Source organism: Paraburkholderia sp. SARCC-3016 (assembly GCF_031119615.1).
GTDB lineage: Bacteria > Pseudomonadota > Gammaproteobacteria > Burkholderiales > Burkholderiaceae > Paraburkholderia.
The window spans coordinates 38,260-60,520 of the sequence record NZ_JAVHZD010000001.1 but is presented as its reverse complement, the minus strand read 5'-3'; the positions used below and the strand labels follow the sequence as shown (position 1 = coordinate 60,520).

Below are 22,261 nucleotides of genomic sequence, written 5' to 3'. Positions count from 1 at the left end.
GCGCGATCAAGGCGCTATGAGACGGAACGGAAATCCGGCTTGCGCTTTTCGAAGAACGCACTGAACGCCTCGCGCGCAGCCGGTGCAAGCAGCATCTTCGCGAAGTGCACGGCCTCGTCGGTCATCTGCGTCTGTATTTCGTGCTGGCTTGCGCGCTTCATCAACGACTTGGTCACGCGCAGCGACGCGGGCGGCAGCGCCGCCAGTTTGCGCGCCTGCTGCAGCGCGAACACATCGACTTCCGCGGCTGGCAGCAGCCGGTTCACGAAACCCATCCGCAGCGCCTCGTATGCATCGAACGCTTCGCCGAGCAGCAGCTTTTCTGCTGCGGCCTGATAGCCGGCGACGCGCTGCAGCAGCAACGACGACGCCGCTTCCGGACAGAGCCCCAGTTGCGTGAACGGCAGCGCGAATGTCGCGGTATCGGCCGCATAGACGAGGTCGCAATGGAGCAGCATCGTCGTGCCGACGCCGACGGCCGCACCGGCCACGGCGGCGACGATCGGCTTTTCGGCCGAACCGATCGCGCGCAGGAAGCGGAACACGGGTGCGTCTTCGCCGACCGGCGGCGTCTTCAGAAAGTCTTCGAGGTCGTTGCCCGCGCAGAAGGTGCCGGCGCTGCCGCGCAGCAGGATCGCGCGCACGGTGTCGTCGGATTGCGCATCGGCAAGCGCGTCCGCCATCGCCTGATACATCGCGGCGGTGATCGCGTTCTTCCTGCCGGGGCGGTTGATCGCGATTGTCGTGACGTCGCCGGCGCGTTCGATCTGAATGTCCATACCCGCTCTCTCCATGCTCGCTCTTTCCTGCGACCGGAGTTGGCACTTTCGCGCTTGCTCTGACCGCATGCGGATGCTGGTCCTGGTTCACGCTTCGGCGCTCGCCAGGAACCAGCAGCGTTACGGCGCGGCGTGCGTCAAACCCGCTCGATAATGCCCGCCGCCCCCATCCCGGTGCCGACGCACATCGTCACCATCCCGTACTTCAGCTTGCGACGATGCAGCGCGTGCACGACCGTCGACGCACGAATCGCGCCTGTTGCGCCAAGCGGATGCCCGAGCGCAATCGCGCCGCCGAGGGGGTTCACCTTCGCCGGATCGAGCCCGAGGTCCTGGATCACCGCAAGCGCCTGTGCCGCGAACGCTTCGTTGAGCTCGATCCAGTCGATATCGTCCTGCTTCAGGCCCGCCGCCTTCAGCGCGGCCGGAATCGCTTCCTTCGGGCCGATGCCCATGATCTCCGGCGGCACGCCACGCACGGCAAAGCTGACGAAGCGAGCAAGCGGCGTGAGGTTGAACTGCTTCAACATCTTCTCCGATACGACGATCAGCGCGCCCGCGCCATCGGACGTCTGCGAACTGTTGCCGGCCGTCACGCAACCCTTGTTCGCGAACACGGGACGCAGCTTCGCGAGTCCTTCCAGAGACGTGTCGGGACGCGGACCTTCGTCGAGTGCCACTTCGCGCGTCTTCACGCGCACTTCGCCGCTCGCGAGATCGGGAAAGCGCTCGACGATCGTGTACGGTGCGATCTCATCCTTGAATTCACCGGCCTGCTGGCCCGCGAGCGCGCGTTGATGCGACTGCAGCGCGAACTGGTCCTGCGCTTCGCGGCTCACTTTCCAGCGCTCGGCGACGCGTTCTGCCGTCAGGCCCATGCCATACGCGATGCCGACGTCCTCGCCGCGATCGAAGATATGCGGCGACAGCGACGGCTTGTTGCCCATCATCGGCACCATCGTCATCGATTCGCAGCCGCCTGCGATCATCGCGTCCGACTCGCCGACGCGAATGCGGTCCGCGGCGATCGCGAGCGCGGTCAGCCCCGACGCGCAGAAACGGTTGACGGTCACGCCGCCGACCGTATTCGGCAACCCCGACAGCAGCGCCGACATGCGCGCGACATTGAGCCCCTGCTCCGCCTCGGGAATCGCACAACCGACGATCGCGTCTTCGATCACGCTCGTATCGAGCCCCGGCACCTGTGCGACCGCCGAGCGAATTGCGTGCACCATCAACTCGTCGGGGCGCGTATTGCGGAACATGCCGCGCGGCGCCTTGCCGATCGGCGTGCGGGCCGCGGCGACGATATATGCGTCCTGCAATTGCCTGTTACTCGTGCTCATCTTTTTGCTCCTTGGTCCGCCGCCTAGTTGCGCACCGGCTTGCCGGTTTGCAGCATGCCCATGATCCGTTCCTGCGTCTTCTGCGTGCCGAGCAGTTCGACGAACGCGCGGCGCTCGAGCGTCAGCAGCCATTCCTCGTCGACGAGGCTGCCCGCTTCGACATCGCCGCCGCAGATCGTTTCGGCGATGCGGCTCGCGATCAGATAATCGTGCTCGCTGATAAAACGGCCGTCGCGCAGATTGACGAGTTGCGCCTTGATCGTCGAGATCGCCGAGCGGCCCGCGACCGGCACCTGCGTGACGCGCAGCGGCGGCCGGTAGCCGGCGGCCGACAACGCGCGCGCTTCCTTTTTCGCGACGTCGAGCAGTTCGAACACGTTGAAGACGATCGTGTCGGTCGGCTTCAGATAGCCCATCGCGCGCGCTTCGAGCGCGGAGCCCGAAACCTTCGCGGTCGCAGCATATTCGTACGGCTTCTGCAGGAACTTCAGCAGATCGCTGCCGCATGCGCCGAGCAGGCTCGCGGCTTCGGCCGCGCGCAACGCGGCCTCCTTCAATCCGCCGCCCGCGGGCAGCAAACCGACGCCGAACTCGACAAGACCGATATAGCTTTCGACGTGCGCGACGCGCTTCGCGCTTTGCAGCATCAGCTCGCAGCCGCCGCCGAGCGCGATGCCGGACACCGCGGGTACCACGGGCACGCTCGCGTATTTGATGCGCAGCATCGTTTGCTGGAACTTCTTCACGAACGGCTCGATGCCTTTCGCGCCGCCCTTCATGAACGCGGGCAGCGCCTCTTCGAGATTCGCGCCTGCCGAGAACGGGCCGCCCGGCGTGCCGAGCTTCAGCGACGTCGGTTGCCAGATCACGAGACCCTTGTAATCCTTCTCGGCGAGTTCGATGGCTTGCACGATGCTGTCGAGCAAAGTCGGGCCCATCGTGTTCATCTTGGTTTTGTACGACACGATGACGATGTCGTCTTCGCCTGCACGGTCGTCGACCCATGCACGCATGCTGTCGTTTTCGAATAGCGTCTTGCCGTAGGTGGCGGGATCGCGGCCGGATTCGCCGGCAAGCGGCGCACGAAATACCTGTTTGTCGTATACGGGCAGCGATGAGCGCGGCACGAAGCGCTTCGCCGCGGGCGACCACGAGCCCTCGGCCGTATGCACGCCGCCCTGTTCCGCGACCGCGCCGTCGAACACCCACGCGGGCAGCGGCGCATTCGACAGCGCCTTGCCGGCTGCGATATCGTCGCGGACCCATTCGGCAACCTGCTTCCAGCCCGCCGTCTGCCAGCTCTCGAACGGCCCTTCGTTCCAGCCGAAGCCCCAGCGCACCGCGAAGTCGAGATCGCGCGCGTTATCGGCAACCGATTCGAGATGCACGGCAATGTAGTGGAACACGTCGCGGAAGATCGCCCACAGGAACTGCGCCTGCTTGTGGTCCGATTCGCGCAGCAGCTTCAGGCGCTCGGCCGGCGGCCGCTTCAGGATGCGGCCGATCAGTTCGTCGGCCTTTGCGCCGCTTTCGACGTAGTCGCCCGCCTGGGGGTCGAGCACCTTGATCGCCTTGCCGTCCTTGCGATAGAAGCCCGCGCCGCTCTTCTGGCCGAGCGCGCCGTTCTTCACGAGCCCGGCGAGCACCGCCGGCGTTTCGTAGACCGGAAAGAACGGATCGTCGGCGAGATTGTCCTGCATCGTCCCGATCACGTGCGCCATCGTGTCGAGGCCGACCACGTCGGCCGTGCGGAACGTCGCCGACTTCGCGCGGCCGAGGCGGCTTCCCGTCAGATCGTCGACTTCGTCGTAGCGCAGGCCGAACTTCGCGGCTTCGGCGATCGTCGCGAGAATCGAGAAGACGCCGACACGGTTTGCGATGAAGTTCGGCGTGTCTTTTGCCCGCACGACGCCTTTGCCGACGACGCTCGTCAGCAGCGTTTCGAGTTGATCGAGAATGTCGGGCCGCGTATGCGCGGTCGGAATCAGCTCGACCAGGTGCATATAGCGCGGCGGATTGAAAAAGTGCACACCGCAGAAGCGCGCTTTGAGCTCGTCCGAAAAGCCTTGCGACAGTTCGGTAATCGACAGTCCCGACGTGTTCGATGCGAAGATCGCATGCGGCGCGATATGCGGCGAGACCTTCTTGTACAGATCGTGCTTCCAGTCCATGCGCTCGGCGATCGCTTCGATCACGACATCGCATTCGGCGAGCTTTTCGATGTCGTCGTCGTAGTTCGCGGGCTCGATGAATTGCGCGTCGTCTTTCACACCGAACGGCGCCGGCGACAGCTTTTTCAGATTCTCGATCGCTTTGAACACGATGCCGTTCTTCGGGCCTTCGCGCGCCGGCAGATCGAATAGCAGCACCGGCACCTTCGCGTTCACGAGGTGCGCGGCGATCTGCGCGCCCATCACGCCGGCGCCGAGCACGGCCACCTTGCGAATGATCAGATTGCTCACGTCGTTTCTCCGGAGTGTCATGCAATGTTGCGTGGACAAGCCGTGCCGAAGGTTCGGCGCGGCTGTCGCGCGATTCCGTTGCGCGCGATGCGGCTCACGCGCGTATCTTCAGAACAGCGCTCGGAACTATGGTCAAAACAGCGCCTCGTCGATTTCCATCAGCGTCTTCGCGCCCGCGCGCGCCGCGCGGATCGTCGACGCGGTCTCGGGCAGCAGCTTCGCGAAGTAGAAGCGCGCGGTCGCAAGCTTCGCCTTGTAGAACGGATCGCCCGACGCTTCTTTGTTCAGCGCAATCCGTGCCATCCGCGCCCAGAAATACGCGAACACCAGATGCCCGACCGTGCGCAGATACGGTACCGCGGCCGCGCCGACTTCGTCGGGGTTCTGCATCGCCTTCATGCCGATTTCCATCGTCAGCTTCTGCACCTTGTCCCCGATGTCGGCGAGCGGATTGACGAACTCCTGCATCTCGGCCTTCACGCCCTCTTCGTCGATGAATTCGGTGACGAGCTTGCCGAATTTCTTCAGCTTCGCCCCCATGTCGCCGAGCACCTTGCGGCCGAGCAGATCGAGCGACTGGATCGCGTTCGTGCCTTCATAGATCATGTTGATGCGTGAGTCGCGCACGTACTGCTCCATACCCCACTCGGCGATAAAACCATGACCGCCATACACCTGCAGCGCGAGATTGGTGCACTCGAACGCGTTATCGGACAGAAACGCCTTCAGGATCGGCGTAAGCAGCGCGACCAGATCCGCGGCCTCAGCACGTACTGTGACATCGCCATGCGACAGTTCCTTGTCGATTTGCAGCGCGGCCCAGTATGAAAATGCGCGGGCGCCTTCGGCGTAGGCTTTTTGCGTAAGCAGCATACGGCGCACGTCCGGATGCACGATGATCGGATCGGCCGCTTTCTCGGGCGCCTTCGGGCCGCTCAACGCGCGCATCTGCAGACGATCCTTCGCGTAAGCGCGTGCGTTCTGATATGCGACTTCCGTAAGCCCGAGGCTTTGCATACCGACGCCGAGACGCGCCGCGTTCATCATCACGAACATCGCATTGAGGCCTTTGTTCGGCTCGCCGACGAGCCAGCCCTTCGCGTTGTCGAAGTTGATCACGCAAGTCGCGTTCGCGTGGATGCCCATCTTGTGCTCGACCGCGCCGCATTTCACCGCGTTGCGCTCGCCGGGCTCGCCCGCACCGTTGGGCAGGAACTTCGGCACGACAAACAGCGAAATGCCTTTCGTGCCCATCGGCGCATCGGGCAGACGCGCAAGTACGAGATGCACGATGTTTTCGGCGAGGTCGTGCTCACCGCTCGAGATAAAGATTTTCGTGCCGGTGATCAGGTACGAACCGTCGGCGCCCGGTTCGGCTTTGGTGCGCAGGATGCCGAGGTCGGTGCCGCAATGCGCCTCGGTCAGACACATCGTGCCGGTCCATACGCCCGACACGAGCTTCGGCAGATAGGTCTGCTGCAGTTCCGGCGTGCCGTGCGCGTGCAGGCATTCGTAAGCGCCGTGCGACAGGCCCGGGTACATCGCCCACGCCTGGTTCGCCGAGTTCAGCATTTCGTAGAGCGCGTTGTTGACGAACGCAGGCAGCCCCTGGCCGCCATAGTCGGGGTCGCACGCGAGCGCGGGCCAACCCGCTTCGACGTATTGCCGATACGCGTGCCCGAAACCGGCCGGCGTGGTAACCACGCCGTCGCCTTCGTAGGTGCAACCTTCCTTGTCGCCGCTCTGGTTCAGCGGGAACAGCACTTCGGAGCAAAACTTGCCAGCCTCTTCGAGCACCTGGTTGATCGTGTCGGCGTCGAGCTCCGCATGCTTCGGCATCTGCCTGACTTCGTCCTCGACGTTCAGCAGCTCGTGCAGCACGAATTGCATGTCGCGCAACGGCGCGGCGTACTGTCCCATGTGTGTCTCCGATGCAGATGGTTGGTGCGAGGGCGCCGCGGCGTTGCAAGCTTGCTGACGGCTAGCGGCTTACGCCCTCGCTCTGGTACGAATCGATCAGTTTTTCCAGCGCGGCCCATGTCAGACGCACGGCATCGGGCAAATGCAGAAAGCGCGCATCATGATGCAGACCCAAAGTGAAGCTATACAGTTCGAACAACATCAGCTGCGGATCGGTATTCGCGCGCAGATGGCCTTCGTCGATCGCCTGCGAAATGGCGCGCGTCAGCGCCGCCCGCCACATCGTCACGCTCGAGACGAGCTGCTCGCGCACGGGGTTATCGGGCCGGTCATCGTACTCGACCGCGCCGCTGATGTAGATGCAGCCGGTCGTGACTTCCTGGATGCGCTTTTCGATCCAGCGCGAGATCATCGAGCGCAAACGCGGCAAACCGCGCGGCTCGCGCAAGCTCGGAAAGAACACCTCGTCCTCGAAGCGGCGGTGATACTCGCGCACCACTTCGACCTGCAAATCTTCGCGGGACCCGAAATGCGCGAACACGCCACTTTTGCTCATCTGCATGCGCTCGGCCAGCAAGCCGATCGTCAGACCTTCGAGTCCGTCACGGCTTGCGAGATCCAGCGCTGCATCGAGAATGGCGGCTCGCGTCTGTTCGCCTTTTCGCATAGCTATTACCGTCTGATGTGATGAGACAGAAATCGAACGGACGTTCTATTATTGTTTGCAGTCGTCCGCGAAAACAAGGACTTTATTAGAAACGGGTTTCTAACCGGGTTTTTAATTTTGCGTCATTCATTTCGAGCGCGATGCCAATTTTTTAGAGTTATTTGTCTGCATTTTTGGTTGTTTTCCGGCATCGTTTGCAGAGGCGTTTCGGGGTCTAGTCGTATCCGCCGACGGTCAGCAGCTTCATGAGCGCCCGGTAGCCCTGATACGCGAACCAGTTGACGAGCTGCTCCGACATCGGCCGCGCCTCGTAGCGCGCCGCGTCGATGCCGCGGGACTCCGCGAACGCGGCGAGGATCGCACCGCGCAACTGGTCGAGCTGCTGGTGCAGCACGAGCACGACGTTGGCCTCGTTGTTGAGCACGAGACTCAGCGCGTCGAGGTTCGACGAACCGACCGTGCCCCAGTTCGAGTCGACCACGGCCACCTTCCCGTGCAGCATCGTCTTCTCGTACTCGGCGATCTTCACGCCGGCTCGCAACAGCGAGCGGTACAGGAACGGCACCGCGTAGTCGAGTATGGCGAACTCCTTTCTGCCAACCACGAGGCGCACGTCGACGCCGCGCTTCGCGGCGTAAATCAGCGCGCGCCGCAGCTTGCGGCCCGGCATGAAGTACGGGTTCGCGAGCAGCACCTCGTCGCGCGCCTGGCCAATCGCGGTCAGATACGACTTCTCGATCGCGCGGCGATTCACGATGTTGTCACGCGCGACGAAGGCGACGGACGGCTCGGCCGCCGCGCGGACGTCGCCCCCGCGAATGCGGCGGCGCGCGCGCACGAACTGGTCGGTGACGGCCTGCGCGTTGGTCGCGCCGTCGGTGCCGGGCGCCGGTTTGGGGCGGTGGCCGATGCGGATGCGCCGCCACTGCAGATCGAACGCGACACGCACATCGGCGACCACAGGGCCGCTCAGTTCGACCGCGAAATCCCAGCGCGCATGAGGCAGACGCGTGCCGTTCTGGTCGTAGTCGTCGACGATATTGATGCCGCCGCAGTACGCGAAAGTATCGTCGATCACGGCAAGCTTGCGGTGCGTGCGCGAGAAGCCGAAGCGGCCGAACAGATGCGGGTTGTAGATCCGATGCTCGATGCCGGCCGCAACCCACTCGTTGAACATCGGCAGGCGTTGGGTGCCAATGCCGTCGGTAATCACGCGCACGCAGACGCCGCGTTGCGCTGCGCGCAGCAATGCGGCGCCGACGTCGTGGCCCGCATCGTCGTCGGCGAAGATGTAGGTTTCGAGCGTGACGATATGCGTGGCCGCGTCGATACGTGCGATCAGCGCGCCGAAATACTGGTCGCCCGACGTGAAGAGCCGCACGTCGTTGCCGGTCGTGAACCGATAACGCGAGAGGTAGCGCCGGCCAAGCAGCGTCTGTCCGAAGTGGGCGAGACGGCGGCGTCCGCCGCTCATGCGCCGCGCCCCTTGCCGGCTGCGCGCACGCGCTCGGGCAGTTGCAGGATCGCATCGCGGTTCGACCACGAAAAACACTGGTTGGCCGCGTCCCGATACGGCAGCCACCTATAGGCGGTGTGCTCGCGCGGCGCGAGCGTGACCTCGAGACGGCGCGGCACCTGCAGGCTGAACCAGTGCTCGGTGTTGACCGTCACGCCTTGCGCGTAACGATGCCGCCATTCGGGGAAGATCTCGAACTGGATATGGTGCTGCCAGTCGACGAGCGCCTCGCGCGGCACGTCGGGCGAGCCGACGACGATGCCCGTCTCCTCGCCGACTTCGCGGGCGGCCGTTTCCGCAAACGGCTCGTCGACATGGTGACGCGCGCCGGTCACCGATTGCCACAATGCAGGGCGATCGGCTCGCTCGATCAGCAGCACGTCGAGTTCGGGCGTATGGATCACGACAAGCACGGATTCGGGAATCTTCGGCGGTTTCGGCATGGGTCGTCAGTCGGAACGCGTCGGCGACGCAGGTCGATCGATCTGCAAATGCAAGCAGGCTTCACCCGCGAATGTAACGCAAAAAGCGAAAAAGGCGCCATCGGGCGCCTTTTTCGTGCGTGGCGTGAGCCACGATGCGGGCGGTGCGGTGCGCTTATTGCGCCTTCTGCTCCGCCTGACGCAAACGGATATGCAACTCGCGCAGCTGCCGTTCGTCGACTTCGCTCGGCGCCTGCGTGAGCAGATCCTGCGCGCGTTGCGTCTTCGGGAACGCGATCACGTCCCGAATCGAATCGGCGCCGGCCATCATCGTGACGATCCGGTCGAGGCCGAACGCGATGCCGCCGTGCGGCGGCGCGCCGTACTGCAGCGCGTCGAGCAGGAAGCCGAACTTCAGGCGCGCTTCCTCGGCGTTGATCTTCAGCGCGCGGAACACCTTGCTCTGCACGTCTTCCTGATAGATACGCACGGAGCCGCCGCCGATTTCCCAGCCGTTCAGCACCATGTCATACGCCTTTGCGAGGCACCGGCCCGGGTCCGTTTCGAGGTACTCGAGATGCTCGTCCTTCGGACTCGTGAACGGATGGTGCGCGGCGACGTAGCGGTTCTCTTCCTCGTCGTACTCGAACATCGGAAAGTCGATGACCCACAGCGGCTTCCAGCCCGATTCGACGAGACCGTTCGCCTTGCCGAATTCCGAGTGGCCGATCTTCAGGCGCAGCGCGCCGAGACTATCGTTGACGACCTTCGCGCGATCGGCGGCGAAGAAAATAATGTCGCCATCCTGTGCACCCGTGCGTTCGATGATCGCCGCGACCGCCGCATCGTGCAGGTTCTTGACGATCGGGCTTTGCAGACCGTCACGGCCCTTTGCGACGTCGTTGACCTTGATCCACGCGAGACCCTTCGCGCCGTAGATACGCACGAATTCGGTGTAGCTGTCGATATCGCCGCGCGAGAGTTCGCCGCCCTTCGGCACGCGCAGCGCCGCGACACGGCCGTCCTTCGTGTTGGCCGGCGCGCTGAACACCTTGAATTCGACGTCCTTCACCGCATCGGTGAGATCGGTGAATTCGAGCTTCACACGCAGGTCCGGCTTGTCCGAACCAAAGCGGCGCATCGCTTCCGAGTACTGCATGACCGGGAACGGTTCGGGCAGCGTGACGCCGATCGTTTCCTTGAACACGTGGCGGACCATCGCTTCGAACAGATCGCGAATTTCCTGTTCTTTCAGGAACGACGTTTCGCAGTCGATCTGGGTAAATTCAGGCTGACGGTCCGCGCGCAGGTCTTCGTCGCGGAAACACTTCGTGATCTGGTAGTAGCGGTCGAAATTCGCGACCATCAGCAGCTGCTTGAAGAGCTGCGGCGATTGCGGCAACGCGAAGAACTGGCCCGCGTTCACGCGCGACGGCACGAGGTAATCGCGCGCGCCTTCGGGCGTGCTCTTCGTGAGCATCGGCGTTTCGATATCGATGAAGCCTTGCGCGTCGAGATACTTGCGCACTTCCATCGCCACGCGATAGCGCAAGCGCAGGTTGTGCTGCATCTGCGGGCGGCGCAGGTCGAGCACGCGGTGCGTGAGGCGCGTGGTTTCGGAGAGATTGTCGTCGTCGAGCTGGAACGGCGGCGTAACCGATGCGTTGAGCACCGTCAGCTCGTGGCACAACACCTCGATCTTGCCGCTCTTCAAACCGGCGTTGACGGTGCCTTCCGGACGATTGCGCACGACGCCTTTGATCTGCACGCAAAACTCGTTGCGCACGCCTTCGGCGGTCTTGAACATCTCCGCGCGGTCGGGGTCGCAAACGACCTGAACGAGGCCTTCGCGGTCGCGCAGGTCGATGAAGATGACGCCGCCGTGGTCGCGGCGCCGTTGCACCCAGCCGCACAGCGACACGCTTTGGCCGAGCAGGTGTTCGGTCACCAGACCGCAGTATTCAGATCTCATCGACATGATGTTTGTCTTTCGTTTTGCGTGAGTGAACGGTGCGCGCCGTCCTGGACGCCGCGCGCCGGCATTACATGGGTGGCTCGACGGGCGTGCGGCGCGCCGGCGCAACCGGCTGCGGCGCGGGCGGCGCGACGACGCCCATCGAGACGATGTACTTGAGCGCCGCGTCGACCGTCATGTCGAGCTCGATCACTTCGCTCCTCGGCACCATCAGGAAGAACCCCGAAGTGGGATTCGGCGTGGTCGGCACATAGACGCTCACGAAATCTTCCTTCAGGTGATTGACCACATCGCCGCCCGGAATGCCGGTGAGGAATGCGATCGTGTACGAACCGCGGCGCGGGTATTCGATCAGCAGCGCCTTGCGGAACGCATTGCCGCTTGAAGACAGCAGCGTATCCGACACCTGTTTCACGCTCGTATAAAGCGGACCGACCACAGGAATGCGCGCGACGATCAGTTCCCACCAGCTGACGAGCTTCTGCCCAACGAAGTTCTGCGTCAACAAGCCGACGACGAAGATGAAAGCTAGCGTCAGCACGGCGCCGAGGCCGGGCAGGCGGAAACCGAACAGGTTTTCGGGACGCCACGCCTGCGGCAGCAGCAGCAGCGTCTGATCCATCGTCCCGATAATGAGACCGAGCACCCACAGCGTGATGGCAAGAGGCACCAGCACCAGCAGGCCGGTCAGGAATACCGATTTGAGCGTCGTCTTTTTCGTCGTCATTGGCTTCGCCAGAAATCCGCGCGGACGTTGCCTCGCGCGGCGTGGCCGCCACCCGTTCGGGCAGCAAGACCGCTTGTGTACTGCTTTAACTGCTGCTCGCGCTGCCTGATGATGCGGTCGATCCGGTCGAAGAGCCGCTCGCCGCCCCGCTGTTCGATCCGCCGGCCGGCGTTGCGGCCGGCTTCGAGGACGCGGCCGCGGCGCTGTCCGACGAGCCGGACTTGCCGCCCTCGGACGACGCGCCGGCGCTGCTGCCCTCGCCGTCGCTGCCGGACGCATTCGACCCGTTGCCGGCTCCGTTGGCGGATTTGTTAGACGCGTTGCCGCCACGGAAATCCGTCACATACCAGCCCGAGCCTTTCAGTTGAAAACCAGCCGCCGTGACCTGCTTGCGAAAGGTTTCGGCCCCGCATTGCGGGCATTGCGTCAACGGCGCGTCGCTGAGCTTCTGAAGCACGTCTTTCCCGAAGCCGCACGACTCGCAACGATAAGCGTAGATCGGCATGATCTTTGTTCCCTACAGAAATTCTGGAAGCGCTTGCAAAGCCTTGAATTATAGCCGCAAACGGTGTCGACTCCCCCGAAATCGGGCGTCGGCAGGCGCGATGAGTGCAAGCGCACGCGGATGACCAACCGCGCCGACAGCGGGCTTGGGAGCCATGCTTCGACGCGCGGCACGGGTACCTCATCGAGATGCGGCGCGGGGTACCGCATAGCCGGGTCGGTAAATGGGGGCGGCGAACGCCGGAATCAAGTGCTCCGGCCACGCACCGCCCGCTCAGCCGCCATACGCAAACGCAATCCAGGCACGCGCGAGCACGGCACCGACGCCGACCGCGACGCCGAACATCAACAGCCCCTGCAACAGCCGGTTCGTGCGCTTCTGTTCGATCAGAATCTGGCGAATCGTTTCGTCGTTGATGCCGCGCTGCTGCGGGTCGTGCCGATGCGCGAGCGCCTGGTGCACGAGCCGCGGCAATTGCGGCAGCGTCTTGCTCCACTGCGGCGCCTCGATCTTGAGCCGCTCGTACCAGCCGCGCAGACCGATCTGCTCGTTCATCCATCGTTCGAGATACGGCTTTGCGGTCTTCCACAGGTCGAGCTCGGGGTCGAGCGAACGGCCGAGGCCCTCGACATTGAGCATGGTCTTTTGCAGCAGCACGAGCTGCGGCTGGATTTCGACGTTGAAGCGCCGCGACGTCGAAAAGAGCCGCATCAGCACCTGGCCGAGCGAGATGTCTTTCAGCGCGCGGTCGAAGTACGGTTCGCAGACCGCGCGTATCGCGCTTTCGAGTTCCTCGACGCGCGTATTCGGCGGCACCCAGCCCGACTCGAGGTGCAGCGTCGCGACGCGATGATAATCGCGCTTGAAAAACGCCAGGAAGTTCTGCGCGAGATAGTTCTTGTCGAAGTCCGACAGCGCGCCGACGATGCCGAAGTCGAGTGCGATATAGCGCCCGAAATGCGTGGGATCGAGGCTCACCTGGATATTGCCCGGGTGCATGTCCGCATGAAAGAAGCCGTCGCGAAACACCTGCGTGAAAAAGATTTCGACGCCTTCGCGCGCAAGCTTCGGAATATCGACGCCCGCCGCGCGCAGCGTCTCCACCTGGCTGATCGGCACGCCGACCATGCGCTCCATCACGAGCACGTTGGGCGTGCAGAACTCCCAGTACATCTCGGGCACGAGCAACAGATCGAGGCCCGCGAAATTGCGCCGCAGCTGGCTGCCGTTCGCAGCCTCGCGCATAAGATCGAGTTCGTCGTGCAGATATTTGTCGAACTCGGCCACCACCTCGCGCGGCTTCAGGCGCTTGCCGTCCGCCCAGAGCCGTTCGGCCCACACGGCGATATCGCGCAGGAGCGCGAGGTCCGAATCGATCACGGGCAGCATGTTCGGCCGCAGCACCTTGATCGCCACCGACTTGCCCGCATGCTGGCCAGCCTTCACGGTCGCGAAGTGCACTTGCGCGATCGACGCGCTCGCGACCGGCACGCGCTCGAAGCCGTCGAACAGCGCATCGACCGGCGCGCCGAGCGAGCGCTCGACGATCGAGATCGCGACGTCGGAGTCGAACGGCGGCACCTGATCCTGCAGCTTCGCGAGTTCGATGGCGATGTCGGGGCGCAGCAGATCGCGCCGCGTCGACAGCACCTGGCCGAACTTCACGAAGATCGGCCCGAGGCTTTCGAGCGCAAGTCGCAGCCTCAGCCCGGGCGGATCGTCGAACTTGCGGCCGATCGTGGTGATACGCAGCAACAGTCGCACGCGACGATCGTTGATGCGGCTAAGCATCATCTCGTCGAGACCGAAGCGAATGACGGTAAAGAAAATCTTGAGAAAGCGCAGAAAACGCATGGTTGAGCCCGATGACTAGCGCGTGCCGCGCGTATTGGCGGCGGCGCCCGGCGCGGTATTGCCGCGGGCTTCGACCTTCTGTTCGAGACGTTCGATGCGCTTTTCGACGCGCGCAAGCGTGTCGCGGGCGCGCGCAAGTTCGGCGTTGAAGCCGTCGAGCGCGCTGCGCCGCACGAGTTGCGGGTCTTCATCGAGCAGGTATTCGGCGACCGAGTCGACCAGATTGCGCCCGGTACGCAGCGCCTGCTTGCTGGCCGAGCGCGCGAGCGACGCAACACGCCACGCGGGCCCATCGCCGATCAGCCGCGCGAGATCTTCTTCGGGCTCCCAGCGCAGGTGCTCGGCCAGCTTCGCGATCAGGGTTGCGAACTCCGCGTCGCCTTCGATCTTCACATGCTTCATGACCGCTGCCTGCCCGCCTTGCAGAAACACAGGCAGCGCATCGGCCGGCACCGACACCGTGACATCGAACTGTTGCGCCGCGGCCTCGTCGACGGCGGCCACATAGCCGTCGGGCTGCACGAGCAGCGTCATGGCAACGGGAGCGCACGACAGCCGGGCGATCTTCCCGGCATAGGGGGCGAGACGCTGGCGAGCCCACGATTCGCGGGCGAGCAGATGGTTGACGGCAGCAGCGAAGGGCTTGGCGGCTAGGGTCATCGTGTTGGAATGAAAAAACCCGCGCAGGCGGCTTGCCTGCGCGGGTTCCTATTGTAACGTCCGTTCCCTTTCCAGCCGACTCAGCCGAACGGCCTATTCGTTGATTAGAGCAACCCCGCAACCACCGCGCCCCATCACAATCGACCCAACTGGTCAGCCATAGCCGCGGGCGACGAATTCAGCTCAATGATGCGTGACCTGCTGAATGCCCGCGAGCAGCCAGCCTTCGCCGGTCTTCGTCGACTTCGAGAGGTTCCAGATTTCGACGAAAGGCTCAGCCGCACTACCGATCGTCTCGCGAATCAGGCCCGAGAAGCGCACGCTCGCGAGATATTCGTCGCCGCGGTCTTCGACGCCGAGCATTTCGGCATTGAGCTGGACGACGTCGGTCTGGTTGCGCTCGGCGCCACGCGCATCGAGATCGATCTTCACTTCGGCGAACATCTCGGGTGTCGTGAACTCGCGAATGTCGGCCATGTTGCCGGCGTCCCACGCTTCCTGCAGACGCACGAAGTAAACCTTGGCGTTGCGCAGGAACGCGTCCGTGTCGAAGTTCGCCGGCACGGCCGCAGCGGTCTCGATGCGCGGCGTGTTCAACGGATTGCCTTGCGGTTCGAGATACGAGCCGCTTGGCGGCGCCGAATAACGCGGCTCCTGCGAGTAGCCGGTGCCGCCCGCATTGAGCGTCGGCGCACTGCCCGCCGCACCGCCTGCATAAGCCGGGGCGCTCGCATCGCGCTTGCGGCCGAAGAACTTGCGGATCAGCCAGATCGCCACCATGGCAATGAGCGCGATCACGATGAAATTGGCCATCGCGCCGGCGAACGCTTCGCCGAGCCCAAAGTGTGACAGCAGCGCCGCGATGCCAAGACCGGCCGCGAGGCCCGCGATCGGACCGAGCCAGCGCGAGCGGTTAGGCTGCGCTGCGGGGGTTGGCGTCGGCGCCGGCTGGGCACGCTGCATCTGCGCGTTCTGTCCCTGCGCCGGCTGGGACGGCGGCGGCGTGGTTTGCCGCTGCATCATCGACGAGTCGTTCGATTGCCGGCCGACACTGCGCCCGCCGCCCATCCGCCTCGCTTCGGCATCGAGCGACGCAAGCGTGCCGACGGTGAGCAAACCGACCATTGCCAGGAGCCCGATTCGCCTCGCCCACGGCCGCGAAACCTTACGATTAGATAACAGATTCGAATCGGACATTTCTGACAATTCCTTTAAAAACGAGCGGTTAGGGACGCTAATACTTTGTCCCGGTATGCAAGGCTACCACGCCAGCTGACAGATTGTAATATTTGACGCCGTCGATGCCAGCTTGTTCCATCATCGTTTTTAGAGTTTCCTGGTCCGGGTGCATCCGGATCGATTCCGCAAGGTAGCGATAGCTTTCCGCGTCCTTGGCGAAACGATCGCCAAGCCACGGCAACACCTTGAATGAATATAGGTCGTAAGCCTTCTTCAGCGGGTCCCACACTTTGGAGAATTCGAGCACGAGCACGCGCCCGCCCGGCTTCAGCACGCGACGCATCTCGGCAAGCGCGGCATCCTTGTGCGTCATGTTGCGCAAGCCGAAGGCCACCGTCACCACGTCGAAGTAGTTGTCCGGAAACGGGATCTTTTCCGCGTCGCAGAGCAGTGCGGGCGTTACGACGCCCTTGTCCAGCAACCGGTCGCGACCGACGCGCAGCATCGATTCGTTGATGTCGGTATGCCAGACCTCGCCGGTGGGCCCGGCCTGCTTCGCGAACGCCATCGACAGATCGCCGGTGCCGCCCGCGAGATCGAGAACCTTGAAGCCCGGGCGCACATGAGCTTGCGAGATCGTGAACGCCTTCCATGCGCGGTGCAGCCCGCCCGACATCAGGTCGTTCATCAGGTCGTAGTTGGAGGCGACCGAGTGGAATACGCCCGCCACCTTCGCCGCTTTGTCCTGTTCGTCGACCGTCTGATAGCCGAAGTGGGTTTTGCTCATCGCGCTTGTCCTCGCGTTTTTTGACGATTGTTGCGCCGCATCGCAGCGGCGGCCGGGCGAATGGTATCAGCCCGTGTCAGTGTTAGTGACAGTGCCCGTGGCCGTGACCGTGACCGCCGGCGGGCGCGGCGGCCATCGGCGCGTCGCGGTCGACGCCGGCCGCGGCGAGCGTATCGAGATACTCGCGCCACCGCTCATCCTGGCGCGTCGCGAGATCCCAGAGCAGATCCCACGAATAGATACCTGTGGAATGGCCGTCCGAAAACGTCGGCTGCAACGCATAGTTGCCGACGCCTTCGAGCGCCGTGATCGTCACGTCGCGCTTGCCTGTTTGCAGCGTCTCCTGACCGGGCCCGTGGCCGCGCACCTCCGCCGACGGCGAGTAGACGCGCAGCAGTTCGAACGGCACGCGGTACGACACGCCGTTGGCATATTGCAGTTCCAGCACGCGCGATACCGCGTGCACGACGACGCCGGTCGGCACCGGGGTGTCGGGAGTCAATCCGCTCATGGTTACCTCACGCGAGAGCCTGTTCGATTTCGCTGCGCACCGCATCGCGCAGCAAGGTTGCCTGCGCACGGCGCTGCGACAGCATGGCCTCCGACACGGTCCGCTGACGCGGCGCCCAGATCGGCAGCGGGAAATGTGCGTCGTTGGAGAAGCGCGGAATCACATGCCAGTGCACATGCGGCACCTGGTTGCCGAGGCTTGCCAGGTTGATCTTGACCGGCCGCATCACACGCCGCATTGCGCGTTCCACGGCGTTGACCGCACGCATTACCCGGTCGCGCTCGGCATCGGCCAGATCGGAGAACTCGGCCACGTGCCGACTCCAGATGACGCGGCAGAAGCCGGGATAGTCGTGTTCGTCGGCCAGGACGACACGCAAGGTGTCGTCCTTCCACAAAATGTCGCCGCCGTCTTCGCGGCAGAAAATACATTCCATCGTCGCCCTCGAGCGAATACCGTCACGCCTGCAATTAGACCAGCACGCGCTCGATTCCGCCATTGTTCGCACGGGCGACGTAGTCGGCCATCCAGTTTTCGCCGAGCACGTGGCGCGCAATTTCGACGACGATGTAGTCGGCTTCGACGTTCGCGTCTTCGTTGTAGCGTGACAGGCCTTGCAGGCACGACGGGCAGCTGGTCAGAATCTTCACGTCGACCGCACTGTTCGCAGCGCCATTGAGCGCGCCGTTTGCCGCACCGTTCCTGCCGCCCGGCTGCGGGCCGTCGCCGGCCTTCAGCACCGAACCCGGCGCCGCGCCGGCCGCGCCCGCGGCCGCATTGGCCATATTGATCGCATTCGCTCCCGCTTCGGCGACGAGCGGAATGCCGCGCAGCTTCGCCGCGCCCTTGCGGATTTCCTCTTCCTTGCGGAAACGCACCTGCGTCGACACATCGGGGCGCGTCACCGCGAGCGTGCCCGATTCGCCGCAGCAACGGTCGTTCTTTTCGATCTTGTAACCGTCGTGCTCCGAGCCCATCAGCTGATTGACGAGCTTGACCGGATCGATCGTCTTGATCGGCGTGTGGCACGGGTCGTGGTACATGTAGCGCGCGCCCTTCACGCCGTCGAGCCTGATGCCCTTCTCGAGCAGAAATTCGTGGATGTCGATGATCCGGCAGCCCGGGAAGATCTTCTCGAATTCGTAGCCGGCGAGCTGGTCATAACAGGTGCCGCACGACACGACCACCGTCTTGATGTCGAGATAGTTGAGCGTATTCGCGACGCGGTGGAACAGCACCCGGTTATCGGTGACGATCTTCTCGGCCTTGTCGTACTGGCCCGAGCCGCGCTGCGGATAGCCGCAGCACAGATAGCCCGGCGGCAGCACGGTCTGCACGCCCGCTTCCCACAGCATCGCCTGTGTCGCGAGGCCGACCTGCGAAAACAGGCGCTCGGAGCCGCAGCCGGGGAAATAGAACACCGCTTCCGAATCGACGGTCGTCGCCTTCGGGTTGCGGATGATCGGCACGATCTTGTTGTCTTCGATGTCGAGCAGCGCGCGTGCCGTCTTCTTCGGCAGGTTGCCCGGCATCTTCTTGTTCATGAAGTGGATTACCTGCTCGACGACGGGCGGCTTGCCGGTCGTCGCGGGCGGATGCGCGGTCTGCTTCTTCACGAGCTTCTTCAGCACGTCGTTGCCAAGCCGCTGCGCCTTGTAGCCGACGCCCATCATGGCGGTGCGCGCGAGATTGATGGTCTGCGGATTCGTCGCGTTGAGGAAGAACATACCCGCGGCATTGCCAGGGTTGAACTTTTTCTTGCCCATCTTGCGCAGCAGATTGCGCATGTTCATCGTCACATCGCCGAAGTCGATCTTGACCGGACATGGCGTCGCGCATTTGTGGCAGATCGTGCAGTGATCGGCGACGTCGTTGAATTCGTCCCAATGCTTGATCGACACGCCGCGGCGCGTCTGCTCTTCGTAGAGGAAGGCCTCGACCAGCAGCGACGTCGCGAGAATCTTGTTGCGCGGGCTATACAGCAGATTGGCGCGCGGCACGTGCGTCGCGCAGACCGGCTTGCATTTGCCGCAGCGCAAACAGTCCTTCACCGAGTCGGCGATCGCGCCGATATCGGACTGCTGCATGATCAGCGACTCGTAGCCCATGAGGCCGAAGCTCGGCGTATACGCATTGCGCAGGTCCGCACCTTCGAGCAGCTTGCCGGCATTGAAGCGCCCTTGCGGGTCGACGCGCTGCTTGTACGCGCGGAATTCGGCGATCTCGTCGTCGGTGAGGAATTCGAGCTTCGTGATGCCGATGCCATGTTCGCCCGAAATCACGCCGTCGAGCGAGCGCGCGAGCTTCATGATGCGCGCGACCGCCGTATGCGCGTCCTGCAGCATCTCGTAATTGTCGGAGTTGACGGGGATGTTCGTGTGAACGTTGCCGTCGCCCGCGTGCATGTGCAGCGCGACGAACACGCGGCCACGCAGCACCTGCTTATGGATAGCCTGCGCTTCGTCGAGGATCGGCTTGAATTCGCCGCCGTTGAAAATCTGGCGCAATTCCGCGCGGATTTCCTGTTTCCACGACACGCGTATCGTGCGGTCCTGCGTAACGTCGAATACGGTCACGCCCGGCTGTTCGTCGACACGATCGGCGAATTTTTCCGCGAGCGGCGCGTAACCGAGCCCGACCAGATAGTGCTGCGCCTCGCGCAACGACAGGTCGAGCCTGTCGCGCAGGAACGTCCAGCGCGCGCGGACCTGGTTCAGCAATTCGAGCGCATGCTGAACGCGGTCTTCGAGCAGCTCGGCGCTCGGAATTTCGTTTGCGTCGTCGGTCTTGCCAAGCGGCAGCTTGCCGGCCTTGAAGAACGCTTCGAGCGCGTCGACGAGTTGCAGCTTGTTCTTGATCGACAGCTCGATATTGATGCGCTCGATGCCGTCCGTGTACTCGCCCATCCGGTCCAGCGGAATGACGACGTCTTCGTTGATCTTGAACGCGTTCGTGTGCTTTGCAATCGCCGCGGTTCGGCTGCGGTCGAGCCAGAAGCGCTTGCGCGCCTCGGCGCTGACCGCAACGAAGCCTTCGCCGCTCTTGCCGTTGGCCATGCGGATCACTTCGGACGTCGCGGCCGCCACCTTATCGGCATCGTCGCCGACGATGTCGCCGATCAGCACCATCTTCGGAAACGCGTTGCGCTTGCTCTTCGTCGCATAGCCGACCGCGCGCAGATAGCGCTCGTCGAGATGCTCGAGGCCCGCGAGAATCGCACCGCCTTCGCGCGACGTTTCGAACAGGTAGTCCTTGATTTCGACGATGCTCGGAATCGCCTCGCGCGCCTGGCCGAAGAATTCGAGGCAAACCGTGCGCGTATGCGCGGGCATCTTGTGCAGCACCCAGCGCGCCGACGTGATGAGCCCGTCGCAGCCTTCCTTCTGCACGCCGGGCAGGCCCGCGAGGAATTTATCGGTCACGTCCTTGCCGAGGCCTTCCTTGCGGAAACGCCGCCCTTCGATCTCGAGCGACTCGGTGCGCAACAGCTTCTCGCCCGGCGCATATTCGCCGTCGAACCACTTCAGTTCGAAGCGCGCGACAGCAATGTCGTGGATCTTGCCGAGGTTGTGATCGAGGCGCGTGACTTCGAGCCAGTTGCCTTCCGGATCGACCATCCGCCACCACGCGAGATTGTCGAGGGCGGTGCCCCACAGCACGGCCTTCTTGCCGCCTGCGTTCATCGCGATGTTGCCGCCGATGCACGACGCGTCGAGCGACGTCGGGTCGACGGCGAACACATACCCGGCCTGTTCGGCCGCCTCGGTCACGCGGCGCGTGACGACGCCCGCGCCCGAGTAGACCGTCGCGACCTTGCGCTCGACGCCCGGCAGATCGGTCAGTTCGACGCCGCCGAGCTTTTCGAGCTTCTCGGTATTGATGACTGCGGAAAACGGCGTCAGCGGCACCGCGCCGCCCGTGTAACCCGTGCCGCCCCCGCGCGGAATCACGGTGAGCCCGAGCTCGAAACACGCTTTGACGAGGCCCGCGATCTCCTCTTCGTTGTCGGGCGTCAGCACGACGAACGGATATTCGACGCGCCAGTCGGTCGCATCGGTAACGTGCGAGACGCGCGCGAGGCCATCGAAGCGGATGTTGTCCTTCTGCGTGCGGCGGCCGAGCACGCGCTGCGCGCGGCGCCGCAATTCGGCGCTTCGCTCGAACTCGTCCGCGAACGCATCGACCGCGCGGCGCGCCGCGGCCACGAGCGCCTCGACGCGCGCGGCGCGATCGACGCCGGCATCGTCGTGATGCGCGGTCAGATCGGCGCGGCGGCGCTTCTCGATCTCGGCGAGGCGGTGATGTAGCGCTTCGATCAGCAGCCTGCGGCGCTTCGGGTTGTCGAGCAGATCGTCCTGCAGATACGGATTGCGGCGCACGACCCAGATATCGCCGAGCACTTCGTACAGCATGCGCGCCGAGCGGCCGGTGCGGCGTTCGTTGCGCAATTCGTCGAGCACGGCCCACGCTTCGTCGCCGAGCAGGCGGATCACGATCTCGCGATCGGAAAACGACGTGTAGTTGTAGGGAATTTCGCGCAGGCGCGGGGCGGGATCGGTAGCCACTGCGTGAGCGGCGCCGTGCGGGTCGAATACTTGAGGTGCGTTCATGGTTGGACGACTCGGTGTGTCAGCCAACGGGAGCTGCCGCGATTCTCATGAGGCGGCGGCATCGGCTGACGATGCGCGTGGGGCGCAATGCTGGGAATTCTTCTATTGTGCGAAGCCGCGGCTGGACAACCCCGCCGGCGGACGAACTCACGCCGGCCGCTTCGCTGGCTCAGATGCCGCTACACGATCGTGCATGCCGCACGTGCCTCTGCGCCGACGGCCGCGATTCGCGCGGGGCGGGCATCAAGTGGGCGATCCGAGGCTGCCAGTGCATCTTCCGATCCTTGTTCCAAAACGCGATTCTACCGCATGATCCCTGTGCACGTTGCTGCCCCCGTGAC

At 63.9% G+C, this 22,261-nt stretch carries 17 protein-coding genes; all 17 read right to left on the bottom strand.

The genetic code is table 11. The features are described 5' to 3' along the window. Positions 1-14: 14 nt before the first annotated feature. The 17 genes from QYH69_RS00260 to QYH69_RS00180 all read right to left on the bottom strand — a co-directional run bounded on the left by QYH69_RS00260 (position 15) and on the right by QYH69_RS00180 (position 21,920). Positions 15-794, bottom strand: a complete 780-nt coding sequence (locus QYH69_RS00260; RefSeq protein WP_374992319.1) for an enoyl-CoA hydratase — start codon at positions 792-794, stop codon at positions 15-17. 122 nt (positions 795-916) lie between these two features. After that, positions 917-2,125 (bottom strand): acetyl-CoA C-acyltransferase, encoded by a 1,209-nt coding sequence (locus QYH69_RS00255; RefSeq protein ID WP_308829946.1) that lies wholly within the window; start codon positions 2,123-2,125, stop codon positions 917-919. Between the two features lie 23 nt (positions 2,126-2,148). After that, positions 2,149-4,587, bottom strand: a complete 2,439-nt coding sequence (locus QYH69_RS00250; protein ID WP_308829945.1) for a 3-hydroxyacyl-CoA dehydrogenase/enoyl-CoA hydratase family protein — start codon at positions 4,585-4,587, stop codon at positions 2,149-2,151. Between the two features lie 132 nt (positions 4,588-4,719). Then, positions 4,720-6,507, bottom strand: coding sequence for an acyl-CoA dehydrogenase C-terminal domain-containing protein (locus tag QYH69_RS00245; protein ID WP_308829944.1), 1,788 nt, complete (start codon positions 6,505-6,507; stop codon positions 4,720-4,722). 61 nt (positions 6,508-6,568) lie between these two features. Continuing rightward, positions 6,569-7,174 carry a TetR/AcrR family transcriptional regulator gene (locus QYH69_RS00240; protein WP_308829943.1) on the bottom strand — a complete coding sequence of 202 codons (606 nt, stop codon included), beginning with the start codon at positions 7,172-7,174 and terminating at the stop codon, positions 6,569-6,571. A 214-nt stretch (positions 7,175-7,388) separates the two neighbouring features. Further along, complete coding sequence (gene clsB, locus QYH69_RS00235) at positions 7,389-8,648, bottom strand: cardiolipin synthase ClsB (protein WP_308829942.1); 1,260 nt, start codon at positions 8,646-8,648, stop codon at positions 7,389-7,391. Beyond that, on the bottom strand, positions 8,645-9,133 hold the full coding sequence (gene nudB, locus QYH69_RS00230; protein WP_308829941.1) for a dihydroneopterin triphosphate diphosphatase: 489 nt from the start codon (positions 9,131-9,133) through the stop codon (positions 8,645-8,647). The genes clsB and nudB overlap by 4 nt, the downstream gene beginning before the upstream one ends. Positions 9,134-9,287: 154 nt before the next feature. Continuing rightward, a complete protein-coding gene (gene aspS / locus QYH69_RS00225; protein ID WP_308829940.1) occupies positions 9,288-11,090 on the bottom strand; it encodes an aspartate--tRNA ligase in 1,803 nt (600 codons plus the stop codon). A gap of 64 nt (positions 11,091-11,154) precedes the next feature. Beyond that, entirely contained in the window at positions 11,155-11,814 is a 660-nt protein-coding gene (locus QYH69_RS00220) for a DUF502 domain-containing protein (RefSeq protein ID WP_075155766.1), read from the bottom strand. Between the two features lie 85 nt (positions 11,815-11,899). Next, a complete protein-coding gene (locus tag QYH69_RS00215; protein ID WP_308829939.1) occupies positions 11,900-12,319 on the bottom strand; it encodes an FmdB family zinc ribbon protein in 420 nt (139 codons plus the stop codon). Positions 12,320-12,592: 273 nt separating this feature from the next. Continuing rightward, on the bottom strand, positions 12,593-14,173 hold the full coding sequence (gene ubiB / locus QYH69_RS00210; RefSeq protein WP_308829938.1) for a ubiquinone biosynthesis regulatory protein kinase UbiB: 1,581 nt from the start codon (positions 14,171-14,173) through the stop codon (positions 12,593-12,595). Positions 14,174-14,188: 15 nt separating this feature from the next. Beyond that, a complete protein-coding gene (locus QYH69_RS00205) occupies positions 14,189-14,833 on the bottom strand; it encodes an SCP2 sterol-binding domain-containing protein (RefSeq protein WP_308829937.1) in 645 nt (214 codons plus the stop codon). 183 nt (positions 14,834-15,016) lie between these two features. Beyond that, positions 15,017-16,030 carry a TIM44-like domain-containing protein gene (locus QYH69_RS00200; protein WP_308829936.1) on the bottom strand — a complete coding sequence of 338 codons (1,014 nt, stop codon included), beginning with the start codon at positions 16,028-16,030 and terminating at the stop codon, positions 15,017-15,019. Between the two features lie 37 nt (positions 16,031-16,067). Then, a complete protein-coding gene (ubiE, locus tag QYH69_RS00195; protein WP_308829935.1) occupies positions 16,068-16,799 on the bottom strand; it encodes a bifunctional demethylmenaquinone methyltransferase/2-methoxy-6-polyprenyl-1,4-benzoquinol methylase UbiE in 732 nt (243 codons plus the stop codon). 82 nt (positions 16,800-16,881) lie between these two features. Next, positions 16,882-17,310, bottom strand: coding sequence for a DUF971 domain-containing protein (locus tag QYH69_RS00190; protein WP_308829934.1), 429 nt, complete (start codon positions 17,308-17,310; stop codon positions 16,882-16,884). 7 nt (positions 17,311-17,317) lie between these two features. Then, positions 17,318-17,746, bottom strand: coding sequence for an HIT family protein (locus QYH69_RS00185; protein ID WP_308829933.1), 429 nt, complete (start codon positions 17,744-17,746; stop codon positions 17,318-17,320). 34 nt (positions 17,747-17,780) lie between these two features. Further along, positions 17,781-21,920 carry an FAD/FMN-binding oxidoreductase gene (locus QYH69_RS00180; protein WP_308829932.1) on the bottom strand — a complete coding sequence of 1,380 codons (4,140 nt, stop codon included), beginning with the start codon at positions 21,918-21,920 and terminating at the stop codon, positions 17,781-17,783. Positions 21,921-22,261: the final 341 nt, after the last annotated feature.